This is a genomic window from Candidatus Chazhemtobacterium aquaticus (assembly GCF_009936135.1).
GTDB lineage: Bacteria > Patescibacteriota > Microgenomatia > UBA1400 > Chazhemtobacteraceae > Chazhemtobacterium > Chazhemtobacterium aquaticus.
In genome coordinates this window covers 444,651-456,748 of sequence record NZ_CP047901.1, presented here as the reverse complement: position 1 = coordinate 456,748, position 12,098 = coordinate 444,651, and the positions used below count along the sequence as shown (strand labels likewise).

Sequence of the window (12,098 nt, the reverse complement as noted above, 5' to 3'; positions counted from 1 at the left end):
ATTAGTTGTAGACGCCTTTTAGGTCGTTTAACTTGACGCGCAGGATTTGCTTTAACATATCGGTTGATTCTTTGAAGAAGTTTTTGGATTTGTTGGTGGCGACGTCCTCATCACGCCAAGTAACATCGACCTCTTTGAGCTTGTAACCAAATTTTTCAGCAAGAAAAAGAAGCTCAACATCAAAGGCAGAGACGACCCAGCCTTTGGTGGTACCAGCCTTATTGATGATCTCTAACTTGGGGAAAATTTGCTGGGCTACTTTGGTCTTGAAGGACTTGAAGCCGCATTGAGTGTCGGTGACGTCACGAAGCAAGAAGATCTGACGGACAAAACGAAAGCCCCAGGAGGTGAGCTGGCGGTACCAAGGGAAATTTTTTCTAGCCTTACCTCTAGAACCAAAAACAACCTGGTAACCGCGATCATACCAAGGAAGCAACTTTTCGATTTCTTTTAGAGGAGTGCTTTGATCCATGTCGGTAAAGAGAACAACATCACCCTTAGCTGCTTTGATACCTGCATAGACAGCGGCGGCTTTGCCACCGTGAGGGTTTTTTAGAACTCTAAAGTGGGGGTGCTTACGAGCAAAGGCAAGGGCTAAATCTAGACTCGAATCACTGCTGCCATCATCGGAGATGATGACTTCGTAGGTAAACTTGGCTTTGGAGAGATAGCTGGCAACTTGATCTAAAACACCACGCTTGATGTTTTGTTCTTCGTTGTAGTTGGGGATGACGATAGAGACCTGAGGTTTGCTGGCCATACTCTAGATTTTACCCTGTTTTTGTAAATATTCGACTGCATTGAGGAAATCCTGCTTGGCTTCCTTTAAGGGCTTGAGCAAGCGAAAACCAGCGGCCCCGGGGTGGCCACCACCGGAAAGAAGGCGGGCAATGAGGGTGACGTCCGTATCGGGATGACGGCTGCGTAGCGCTCCTTTGGTGATACCTGACTGTTTTTCAGCTAGAACCGCGCCAAACTTGGTGCCGTTGATCTTGCCGATAATGGCATTGGCAAAAAGACCGATTTGGGGTGATTTTTCTAGAGAAGCTATCTCCTCTGGTGAGAGGGTAGAGTAAACAAAACTGCCGTCAGAGGAGAGGGTTAGATTCTCTAAAAGGGGCTGCCATGCTTTGAGCTCAAGAAACTCCTGGGAGCGAGTCAGTTCAATCAGACATTGGATATAGTCGCCGCCCTTGTCCTTAAGGATGGCAGCGATTCGCAGAGAGTTGCTGTCGGTATTAAGATTCTGGAAAGCACCAGTGTCGCCCAGGATTCCAAAAAGTAAACAGGTGGCAATTTGGGGAGTGATATCGATTTCCAACTCATTAAGGAGATGGAAGACCATCTCGGCGGTGGAGCTGTACTGGCTATCAACCCAGGCTAATGGAGTATCCAGGTGATTGTCGGAGTGATGATCGATGTTAACCAAAGGCAGGTGAAGCTCAGGGACCGGGGTGTGGTGGGTTATAAGCCCCCATTTGGCTGAGTCGAGGGAGAGGTAGATATCAGCGTCATAGATTTTGAGAGCATCTTCAAGAGTGGAGACAGCAAACTGGTCAATATGAGGTAGGAAGGAGGCAAATTCAGGAATGGTGTCTTCGCAGTAAATATGGACAACCTTGCCGACTGATTCAAGGCCTAGTTTAAGTGCCAAAGTCGATCCGATGGAGTCGGCATCAGGGCCTAGGTGAGCATGAGCTAGAAAGCTGTCGTTTTCGATAATGGACTTAAGAACTGGGGTGGGAACACTCATAAATATGTTGATGGCTAACAAGGCTATTGTACAGGTTTGTGAGGTCTAGACCTAATCACATATTGAGTGAATAACTCAAAACATATAAGAGAATTAGCCAAAAACTATCTTGTAGATATTAAGAGGCTGATGAGAATTGACTAAAATGGTGTTTATTTTTATATGCCAAATATGCGTTTTGGATGGCTTGCTTAAAAGCTTTCTCTCTGGATATGAGTGCTTGGATAAGCAGAAGTGCTTGAGGATCGGTTTGATGTTTTTGTTCATATTCGCGGATTACTACTCCAAATTGCTCTCCCGCTTTGACTCTGGATGAAACTTCAACGGGGAGTTGAAGTTTACCTCCGATGCCGAGTGAGAGATGGTTCGTTTTGTCATAGATGGCGGCGGCACAGATCAGGAAGTAGCCCATGTTTACCACATCATGTAAACCTCCCTCAAGTCCAACCGCAAAATCATAACCTTGTGTTTTACTAAGCGCATTTTTGGCACGATTGATAGCTCCTTGTATTGTGGTCGTCTCATCTAGTGGTTGGTCAGCAACCCCCGACGCTACCTCAACTCCAGATATCTCAAGATTTTGCCTTGACATGGGCTGCAGAGTATCTTTGAGTATTTGAATTTTACTATCGCTAGTGGAACCTAAAACAACTTTCATATGTGTCATATTATTACACCTTTTGTAACCGATGATTCATTTTGCTTTTTTGTTTTTAAATACCGCTGATTGTATATTCCAGGTTTTGTCTCCAGCGGTGAGTAGTCGTTAATCACGATTCCTAAATCTGTTAGCTTACGTATTTTGTCAGGGTTGTTGGTCATCAGGGTGATGGTTTTGACTTGTAGATCCACCAGAATATCGCGAACCGGTAAGTATTCCCTAAGTTCCGCTGGAAACCCCAGACGTTCGTTTGCTTCGACTGTATCCAACCCTTTGTTCTGTAAGTGATACGTTTAATTAGTGTTGGTATAACAGCTCTGCTAAGGGATCACTCCTGAATTGTTTTCAAATAGATATTTACTGTTTGCTTAGCCATCTTTCTCCAAGAAAATTTTTTTATTAGTTTCTGTCCCTTCTTAACCAGATTAATCCTCTTTTTGTTATTTTCGAGTAGCAGTAAAATTTTTTTTGTAAAGATCATTTGAATCAAGTGGTTCAAAAAACAAGGCTGCGTTTTGGTAAACCTCTGGTAGACAAGAAGCATTGGCCGCAATCACTGGAGTTTTTACGGCCATCGCTTCTAATCCCGTCAAGCCGAATCCTTCAATAAGCGAAGGTTGGACTAAAGCCTCTGATTGGGAATATAAGCTAATCAATTCTTTATCAGGGACATAGCCGAGAAACTTAACGTATCTAGATACTTTTTCTCTTTGGATATATTTTTCTGCTCTTTCTGTAAAAACTGATCTTGCACATACAATCGCAAGATTCACTTTTCCATTCAATAATTTGATTGCTTTAAATAGGGTGGGGAGGTTTTTGTGCGGATACAAATTACCCGTATAAACAATATATGGCTTTGCTAATGATACCCTTTTGTTCCGTCACGCCGCAAGATTTTCGCTTACCCGCCTCAAGACCTTATGCGTTTCTGTTCGCGTAATTAAACATTCCGGGCATCCAAGTTAAAGCTCTCCACAATATCATGCCATCTAAATTAACATTGCCCCCGCTAGCCCTGGATCTTTGAATAAAATCACCTGTGTCTGTAATGCTATACTGCGTGTCATAAGATTCAACTGCTCGGACAGCCATCTCGTCAGTTCTTCCTCTTAAAGCGTTTACCTGTTCTTCAATTCCCCACTCATACTCCAACATCACTGGAATGCCAGGATTCTGCTGCAAATATTCTACTACTTGCAAAGTTGGGAAGCTTACAAGTCTCTGGCTAATAGCCACACCCGGACTCCCGCCATACTCCTCGCTCCATCCTGTTAGATCGGATACCCCAACAATACTTTGCTCCTCTCCGATAATGACAGTTACCCTCTGACCTTGAACTTGTAACTCACCATACCAAATATCACTATCATTCTCTATGTTGCCGCCTCGATAAACCCGCTCAAATCTACCTACCAAGTATGTTAAGCCGTTTGGGTCATTGTAAACTCCGGCTGGTACCTCTCCATTGGGTATACCCATTCTCGCCCCGTTATTCACTATCTCAACCTCGTCCCACTTTCTTGGCATTGTCTCCATGATCTCTCCGGTAGGATCAACTTGGTACTCAACAGCTGGTTCCGCTATCAACACCACCTCACCCATTACCGGCGCCAAAGTCGGTATTGGTGTCGCTGGTGCTTCTTGGTTTGCTCCAAAGCTAATAACCACGGCCATTGGTTCTCCAGCTTGATTGGTTACAGCCAGGGATACGGGAATGACACTGTCTCCTCGATCGATTACTGTCATTGCCACCCAGTCACCCACGGATGGGGATCTCAATCCAAGGTCTTGAAAATACCTTCTTAAATCACTGGTCACTGGGGTTAACAAAGGTCTGGTCAAGCCATACCCTTGTACCTCCACTGGTTCCATGTAGCCATACTCAATCTCGCCGTAAGCATCAACTTGTCTTGGGAAAACGATACTACCTTCTCTTAAGACCCAATCTCCCGCTCTTGTCTGGTCACTCTTAATCTCCATATATGGTAGTGCTGTTCCTCTGGCTCTTGCCAAAGCTGCCGGTGCACTATCACCAACCAGGGATACGTTTAAAGCGGCTCTCTCAGTTCCTCCACTATTTGCCTCGTTTACTCTTTCTTGTAGTCCGATTGCCAACCTACTTAATGGTGAGTTGGCTTCCATCTCAATCACACCATCTGTGTCATTGGCCGAAGCTAACTCAGCCTCACTCATGTCTACATCCGGCAATCTGGTTACGATGTAACCTTCTCCCTCTTGGGCCTCAACTCGAACCAACCCTATTCTCTCTGCAGCCGCCAATGCTGCCGCAGCTGCACCCAGTTTCAGAAAAGTCCTTCTAGACACACCCTGTCCTCTCATCTCTACATTAGATTGATCTTCCTTTAAGCCAGTACTTTGTTCCCGAACCTCATTGGTGTCTATTTGCCTGCCTCTTTCTACCATTTTATTTTCATCCATAAATTAATATTACAAAAAACCCGCATAGTTGCGGGCAAAAATCCTAACCTCTTATGAGGCTAACCACCAAGCTTTTTTCTTGGTTAACCATAATTTAATTCTATATCCTCAAGGCAAACCTGTCAAGTTATAGGGTTGTGCTGTACTGCTTCACTTTATTTATGTATTAATAAAATATCAGTAGAAGCCAAACTTAACAGCTATGCCTGGTACGATTACAGATACAAAAGACCGCACAGTTCTCTTAGCTACCTGAGTTTGATCCGGTTCATTAACAGCCAAATTCCGAAGAGCGTGTGAGCTATACACGAGTTTGATTAAGTCCTATAACTGAGATATTATATAGGGCATTGCTCTTTCTATAGAGATTGGAGTAGAAATGAAAGCGTGGACAATGTTCTTGGCCGTTGTGCTGATGGTAGCGGTATTTCTGCTATCTATCGGCGAGTCTGCTGGCTTGTGGATCATCTCGATGATTTTTCTGGCCGAAGGAGTTGTTGATCTGATGGCAAGTAAGCGCTTACCTGAGGATCCAGGAAAAGGGGTCGAGGCTTTGGGCTGGTTGCTGATCGTGGTCAGCCTACTCTATCCGGCAACCCAAGTGTTGGCGATCTTGATCTTGTGAAGTTTTTAAAGCCCTGGTGGAAGACCTTACCCATCAGGGTTTTTGTTGACCAGGAACGAGTTTGTAGAGTTTTGAGTATTTTTTAGAATTCACTATTATTTTGTCCTTGAGTATTATTATCGCCATGAGAGTATACAATTAGTTGCATTGATTGAACGAAGTGATTCAGACAGGCATAAATTGATTGAAGATTATAAAATAGTTTTTGATTCTTTACCTCATATTAGACGAACCTACAAATCACCTAGACTTGCATGCAAATTTGTGGCTGAGAGAATTTATCTCTGAATGGCAAGGAGGGCTTTTGGTCGTATCTCATGACCGTGATTTCTTAAACGAAGTTACAACAAGTACATGGGAACTTGCTGATGGTTTTATACAGCCGTATGGTGGTAATTATGAGTTTTACAAAGAACAAAAAGGTTTACAAGAGGCTGCTAGAGAAAGGGAGGTCGTTCGTTTGAGTGGTGAGGTCAGAAAAGCCAAGAAGCAAATAGAAAAAGAAAAACAAAGAGTGGCTCATAGCGCAAGAAAGGACTTAACAAGAAAGCCTGATGATCTAGATAAGGTTCGTGCACATTATTTCAAAGAAAGGGCTACAAAAACCGCTGGGAGGAAAAAGCGTGTTTCTGAGGGTAAAAGAAACGAGATCCTTGAACAGCTAGAGGCAGTTAAAAGAAAAACGCCCGCCAAGATTAGACCTAATTTAGTAGAGTCTGATGCTCACAGAGGCAAGCGGCTAATTTCAGCTCGTGATGTTTCCTGTTCTTATGGCGATATGGTTGTGATTGAAGACGGAAGTATGGATATTAGTTTTGGAGATCGAATAGCCTTATTTGGGAACAACGGGTCTGGAAAAACAACTTGGATTAAAGGAATTCTAGGTCTGGATTATGTAGTAACAACTGGCGATATTCAACTAGCACAAGATATTAATGTCCAACTTCTTGATCAACGGTATGCGATAGTTGATCGCGGTCAATCTGTCTTGGAAAATGCTCAAAGGGTTGCGCCTTTTATTCCACCAGGTGAATTACGACAATATTTGGCACGATTCCTTTTTAGAGAAACTCCGGAAGTAAACAAAAGGGCATCGGTGTTGAGTGGTGGTGAAACAGCAAGATTAGCACTCGCCATGATGGTCGTTCAGCCTGTGGATTTATTGGTTTTGGATGAGCCAACAAATAATTTGGATATTGAATCGATTGAACAGATAGAGATAGTTTTACAGGAATTCCAAGGAGCAGTTTTAGTTGTATCACATGATATTAGCTTCTTGAGAAATATTGGTGTAGGTAAATCTTATGTAATTTCCAAAAAAAGACTTTCAAAATTGATGGGAACTCCTTCAGAAGGAGAACATTTCAAGGAGGAACTCCTTGGTGCACTCTAGTTTATAAATCTGGAACTACTTGTTTTAGTAGATTAGCAAGTTCATTGTCAATCTCTGATAATCTCTCTAAGAAGAATGTTTTTGTCTTGGAGTCTTTTAATTTTTTATTGTCCAATAGTTTCGCTATAACACCGATTGTTTCTAAATAAGTACCAATCTTACCTGTCGGTTTTTCTTTTCTTCTCCAATGAAGTTCGCTGACCTGCTCTTTGTGGATACGATAATCACACAACACTTTATCTATAAAATAAATCGGATACTTTAGTCCCACCTTGATCCACATATTGAAATCGAAAGTGTTAGCTCCATAAGGTGCCTCTTCTTATAAGTTGATAGTAAAACAAGCGAGAATGAGGTAAAAAATATATTAATTAGTTTTCACCGGAATCCCTAGCTTGTGACAAAATGTGACCAAAACGTCCAGAATAGCTCGGAAAGAAAAAAGCTGTCCGGGTTTTTTATTGACTGGGAATGAGTTTGTAGAGTTTTAGGTGGTCTAATTGCCAAGACTCAACTACATGAGCGGGGCCAAAGATGGCAACCTGGTACTGAGGATTACCTTCCGGCTGACAGGCATCACCATCTTCGCAGATGACAAAAAGCTGGTCGGTGAGCCGATCCTCTCCCCTAACCAAGGGTGCTTGTTTTAGCTCAAAGAAATAACGGTAGGACTCGTCGTAGTTTCGCTTGGCGATGAGGGCAAAGTTGAATTCTTGGCCACCACTGGCAGAGATGATCTGGTCAACAGCCGCCTGTGTTCTTGACAGCTGATTGTTGGGTGGAGAGTGTAAGGGTGAGTGTTGAAGATATATATAGGAGAGGGATAAGAGAAGGGCAACAGCTAGGAAACGGGCTGGTAGAGAGGAGGAAATAAGGCGGGAGAGAAGAACACCTAACAAGAGATAGTAGGCAGGGAAAAGAAATCCAAAGTAGTGGGCATAGACGTGTTGCTTGTAGACAACCAGTCCCAGGTACCCTGTAACAACCCAGAGGAGGAGTGTGAGGAAGTTTTTTTTGTCTTTGGAGGTACGGATAAGGTAGAAGAGGGAGAGGGTAATAAGAGTGACACTGGCCAGAGTCAGATATGAGTGAGAGGTGGCCATAACCAGGTCATCGGTGAGTTTGTTTAGGACCAAGAGGAAACGGTCTGAGTTAAGCGGATTTAAGTTGATGGTAGTCTGACGATTGGTGAAAAAGGCGGTAAAGGCCTGATAATTGGGAAAGTCGTGCTTGATATCAAAAAGAAGCAGAGGACTCATGAGCAGAAGAAAAGAAAGGAAACCCAAGAGACTAAGCTTAACAAATGAGTAACGATCCTTGGTGTTCCAGTAACGTTTTAGGGCAACCAACCAAAGAAGACCAAGAGGGGGGAAGAGGAGTAAACCAAGGTAGTGCATTTGAAGGGCGAAGGCGACACTAATACCTAAGACTAGAAGGTAGAGGAAACGGCGATTCTGCCAGGCTTGGTAGAGAGACCAGAAAGCAAGAAGAGCAAAGAAGGGCATGGGATTGGGGTTCCAAGAAGACTTGCTGTAGATGATGGCAACTGGCGAGATGCTAAACAAAAAGGCGGCGATTAAACCGGCTAAGGGAGAAAACCAAGTACGACCAACCCACCAGGTAAAGGCAACGGTCAGGGTACCAAGCAGGGCAACCATGATAGCCGGACCGACGGGATTGAAGTTCCATAACAATAAAAAAGGAGCCATCATGTAGTAGTAGAGAGGGCCTAGATACATATTGCCGATACTGGTCTGAGGACCGATAAAGGCGGGATCGCCTTGAAGAATATTGCGAACCACTCTGACATCGCGGCCTTCATCACCTAGGAAAGTGAGGTAATCATCGATGCGGTAGAGGCGAAGGCTTAAGGCAAGGAGAAGGATGAGGGAGATGAAGAAAAGTTCTTGACGGGGAATGGAACGAAGAAAACGGGGTGGTTTCATGTCGTATAAACTAGCTTAAGTTCATGTGGTACCAGAGGCGCAGAGACTGAGCAAAGGCTTTGAGAATGACTTTGGGGTTGGCGCCGGTTTGCTCACCAGCGGTACGGGGATAGTGGTGGACACCAACCTCGGCTAACTTGTAACCAGCTTGGCGAACCCGAATGAGAAACTCGGCTGAGGTGAGGGCTGACTCAGTGGTTAAGGTAATACTGTCGATGACCGGCTTCTTGATGACCTTGAAGGCGCAGTCAATGTCCTTGACCCAGAGACCAAAGAGCAACCACATCCAAAGCTTCCAGAGATTGGCGTTAAGAACTCTAAAGAAGTTATCCTGGCGTTTGATACGGTAACCAATGACTAGGTCGTTGTCCTTAAGGAGGGGTATAAACTTGGTTACTTCCGAGTAGTCAAACTGACCATCGGAGTCTATGAAGGAAACTAACTGGTAGCGGGCGCCGTAAAGACCTGATTTAAAAGCACCGCCATAGCCTCGGTTAGGTTTGTGGGTAATGAGACGAACGTTTTTATTCTTCTTGATTAAGGATTTAACAATGGCACCGGTGTTGTCTTTGGAGCCGTCGTCTATAACGAGGATCTCGTATTTGCGGGCAACTTTTTTTAGAACCTTGTCGGCATCAAGAACGGTTTTCTTGATGTTATCGGCCTCGTTATATGCAGGAAGAAAGAGAGATAGCTCGGGAACTTTGTTTACAGCTGGCATTGGTTGTTAGTATAGCAAATGAGGTAAGATTAGAAATAATGAGGTCAATAGTTAAAGGATACTCGAGCAGATGGATGGTGGTAGTACTTACCATCGTATCAACTTTGCTGTTGTGGTTGCCATTTTGGTTAAGGATTGAGAGTTTGCCTGGTTGGGGTTTTGATTTTTCTTCTGGTATGGAGACGGTGTTTGCCAATTTTGACGGAACTAACTACCTAATTATTGCCAGGAGTTGGTATGACGGGGAGTATATTAGAAATAATTTTTCCAATCCTTTACCGCTTGAGTATTATCCAGCTCACTTGCCGCTGTATCCTGCCATCGTGTCGGTGTTTGATTTGGTAATGCCAGGAACCTGGGCAATGCTGGTGGCAACCTTGCTTGGAAGTGTTCTGGCTACTCTGGCTTTCTTTAAGTTAATGAAGTCGGTAGGGATTAAAAACATGGGTTGGTTGGGTGTAGTGTTCTTGCTACTGCCGGCCAGATGGGTAGTGGTGAAAGCGGTGGGTAGTCCTGAACCCTGGTTTATCGCTTTTATCCTAATGTCTTTGGTTTACTTTAGGGAGAAGAAGTATTGGTTGGCAGGTTTGTTTGGAGCCTTGGCTCAGTTGACTAAGTCGCCAGGGATATTGCTGTTTGTAGGTTATGGTTTGTATTTCCTAATTGAGATGTGGACAAGAAAAAAGGTGGAGATGAGGAAAATTTTGAGTGCCTATCCCCTACTGCTAATGCCTCTAGCAGCGCTGGGACTGTTTTACTTTTACTATCTACAAACCGGTGACTTCTGGGCTTACTTTAATAGCGGTGATAATTTCCATTTGTTCCTGCCTCCATTTAGCATCTTTGCCCCCAAGGGACAGGTGTGGACGGGTGAGTTCTGGCTGGAGGAAATCATCTTTATCTGGCTAATCTATGGACTGGGAGTAATGAAGCTGTGGAAGAAAAACTTGAAAGAACTGGCTGTTTTTAGTGGCGTCTTTTTTGTCTCAACCTTGTTGGTGGCTCACCGGGATATTGCCCGGTATATTCTGCCCATCTTTCCTCTAGTTTTGATTGGCTGGGAGGAGGAGATGCGGAAAAAAGAGTTTAAGGTAATACTGCTACTACTGGTAATTCCGATACTGCTATACAGCTGGAACTTTATGCTTAACAACACAATGGCGATAGATAACTGGGGGCAGTATCTTTAGTGATATAAAGTGGGTTACAAGACTTGTTGCAATACATTGATTGAGATTTTTTTAGGTTTAATATCTTCTAGTTTATTTAAGTATATTTCGAGGAATAATAGAGATTTGGCCTGATTATCTAATTCGATTTGTCCTGATATGTTGCCGTGTTTGCTTAGGAAGACCTCAATGGCTCGAACTAAGCATTCTTCTGTAATGATTTCCCTGGGGTAGTTATTTTGCACATCTTTGGGAATCTGGCTGTAGATTTGGTCGTCAATCTGATTATTAAAACTTTGGTTGTGAAGATATGTATGAATGTATTCGTGGATTAAGTTGCTGATATTGGGTTTGTCTGATGGTCCAGTAATAATAACAGTCTTGTCTTTGGTTTGAATAGAGAAACCTCTTAAAAATGACTCGAGTAAATTCACAGAAAACCACATTGTTTTGGCTTCTTTGTCCATATCAAAACAATCATCAACTTTTTTGATGGTTTCCTTTATTAATGGCCTGTATTGATCCAGCACTTCATTGGTCTCACTTTCAACTCGTGGCCAGATTTCGTCAAAGCCAGATTCTTGAGCGAACTTGTTTAGATAGTCAATTGCTGGCAGAAAATTTTTGTTAGTTGACTGAGTAGGAACTAGGTTATCGGTTGTTAAGACTGCTTTAGTGTACTGATATGGATGTCACTCAAAATTAAACCTGTCTGTTTTTTTCAAACTTAATTCTTTTCTAACCCAGACACGAAGTGGGTGCATACCCTTTGGGTTGTTTTCTTTGTCATATCCGTTGTAATTTAGTGCGGAATATAGGATGGAAAGCGAGCGAATTGGCTCAATATTTATCATCATAAACTTCGATTGTGTGATCAGTGCAAACGCGTCGAGGTAACAATAGTCTCGATTTAATTAAGCAAAACAACCTGAAAGGTAAGATAGGTGGCGAAGCTAACCCAGAGGATATAGGGGATGAGAAGGTAGGCGGCTAGCTTGTTGATGGCTTTAAACTTAATGATGGTTAGTAAAATGGCTAACCAAAGAATGATGATCTCAACTAAAGCCAGAGGGGGAAGACGAAGAGCAAAGAAGAGATAGGACCAGATTAAATTTAGGAAAAGTTGGATGAAGAAAAGAACGTATGCATGGGTTTTGTTAAGCTTGGTTTTTTGAGTCCAGATGAGGTAGAAGGCATAGCCCATGAGTAGATAGAGAGCGGTCCAGACAGGAGCAAAGACCCAACTGGGCGGATTAAGGGCTGGTTTGGTCAAGGTTGCGTACCAGGTGGGGATATTGGGAGTTGTGAAGTAGCTACCAACAAAACCGACTAACAAGGGTGTACCAAGGGAAATAATTAAGCGAAGAGGTTTGTTCACGAGGTGAGGA

The 12,098-nt window shown here is 43.3% G+C and carries 13 protein-coding genes and 1 pseudogene; 3 read left to right on the top strand and 11 right to left on the bottom strand.

Translation table 11 applies throughout. The annotated features are described in order from the left end of the window. Position 1: 1 nt before the first annotated feature. From MICH65_RS02450 to MICH65_RS02425, 6 genes and pseudogenes are all read right to left on the bottom strand, one after another. Complete coding sequence (locus MICH65_RS02450; protein WP_161931840.1) at positions 2 to 760, bottom strand: glycosyltransferase; 759 nt, start codon at positions 758 to 760, stop codon at positions 2 to 4. 3 nt (positions 761 to 763) lie between these two features. Beyond that, complete coding sequence (locus tag MICH65_RS02445; protein WP_161931839.1) at positions 764 to 1,774, bottom strand: DHH family phosphoesterase; 1,011 nt, start codon at positions 1,772 to 1,774, stop codon at positions 764 to 766. 97 nt (positions 1,775 to 1,871) lie between these two features. Further along, on the bottom strand, positions 1,872 to 2,411 hold the full coding sequence (locus MICH65_RS02440; RefSeq protein WP_161931838.1) for a DUF84 family protein: 540 nt from the start codon (positions 2,409 to 2,411) through the stop codon (positions 1,872 to 1,874). Positions 2,412 to 2,416: 5 nt separating this feature from the next. Continuing rightward, positions 2,417 to 2,692 (bottom strand): annotated as a pseudogene (locus MICH65_RS02435) (bifunctional 3,4-dihydroxy-2-butanone-4-phosphate synthase/GTP cyclohydrolase II); the annotation flags it as partial. Between the two features lie 162 nt (positions 2,693 to 2,854). Further along, on the bottom strand, positions 2,855 to 3,265 hold the full coding sequence (locus MICH65_RS02430; RefSeq protein ID WP_256375686.1) for a glycosyltransferase: 411 nt from the start codon (positions 3,263 to 3,265) through the stop codon (positions 2,855 to 2,857). A gap of 70 nt (positions 3,266 to 3,335) precedes the next feature. Continuing rightward, a complete protein-coding gene (locus MICH65_RS02425; RefSeq protein WP_161931835.1) occupies positions 3,336 to 4,856 on the bottom strand; it encodes a hypothetical protein in 1,521 nt (506 codons plus the stop codon). 379 nt (positions 4,857 to 5,235) lie between these two features. On the opposite strand from MICH65_RS02425, the gene MICH65_RS02420 reads away from it, so the two are divergent. Beyond that, positions 5,236 to 5,481, top strand: coding sequence for a hypothetical protein (locus MICH65_RS02420; protein WP_161931834.1), 246 nt, complete (start codon positions 5,236 to 5,238; stop codon positions 5,479 to 5,481). Between the two features lie 262 nt (positions 5,482 to 5,743). Next, a complete protein-coding gene (locus MICH65_RS02415; protein ID WP_161931833.1) occupies positions 5,744 to 6,874 on the top strand; it encodes an ATP-binding cassette domain-containing protein in 1,131 nt (376 codons plus the stop codon). A gap of 1 nt (position 6,875) precedes the next feature. Here MICH65_RS02415 and MICH65_RS02410 read toward each other — a convergent pair whose 3' ends face one another. The 3 genes from MICH65_RS02410 to MICH65_RS02400 all read right to left on the bottom strand — a co-directional run bounded on the left by MICH65_RS02410 (position 6,876) and on the right by MICH65_RS02400 (position 9,541). Then, positions 6,876 to 7,157, bottom strand: coding sequence for a hypothetical protein (locus MICH65_RS02410; RefSeq protein WP_161931832.1), 282 nt, complete (start codon positions 7,155 to 7,157; stop codon positions 6,876 to 6,878). Between the two features lie 175 nt (positions 7,158 to 7,332). Beyond that, entirely contained in the window at positions 7,333 to 8,820 is a 1,488-nt protein-coding gene (locus MICH65_RS02405; protein ID WP_161931831.1) for an ArnT family glycosyltransferase, read from the bottom strand. Positions 8,821 to 8,830: 10 nt separating this feature from the next. Continuing rightward, complete coding sequence (locus tag MICH65_RS02400) at positions 8,831 to 9,541, bottom strand: glycosyltransferase family 2 protein (RefSeq protein ID WP_161931830.1); 711 nt, start codon at positions 9,539 to 9,541, stop codon at positions 8,831 to 8,833. 38 nt (positions 9,542 to 9,579) lie between these two features. Here MICH65_RS02400 and MICH65_RS02395 point away from each other — a divergent pair, with 38 nt between their 5' ends. Beyond that, a complete protein-coding gene (locus MICH65_RS02395) occupies positions 9,580 to 10,731 on the top strand; it encodes a hypothetical protein (protein ID WP_161931829.1) in 1,152 nt (383 codons plus the stop codon). Positions 10,732 to 10,745: 14 nt separating this feature from the next. Here the strand turns inward: MICH65_RS02395 and MICH65_RS02390 are convergent, their stop codons facing one another. Further along, positions 10,746 to 11,177: a hypothetical protein gene (locus MICH65_RS02390; protein WP_161931828.1), complete on the bottom strand. Its 432-nt coding sequence runs from the start codon at positions 11,175 to 11,177 to the stop codon at positions 10,746 to 10,748. A gap of 443 nt (positions 11,178 to 11,620) precedes the next feature. Further along, positions 11,621 to 12,088, bottom strand: a complete 468-nt coding sequence (locus MICH65_RS02385) for a TspO/MBR family protein (RefSeq protein WP_161931827.1) — start codon at positions 12,086 to 12,088, stop codon at positions 11,621 to 11,623. Between the last annotated feature and the right edge of the window lie 10 nt (positions 12,089 to 12,098).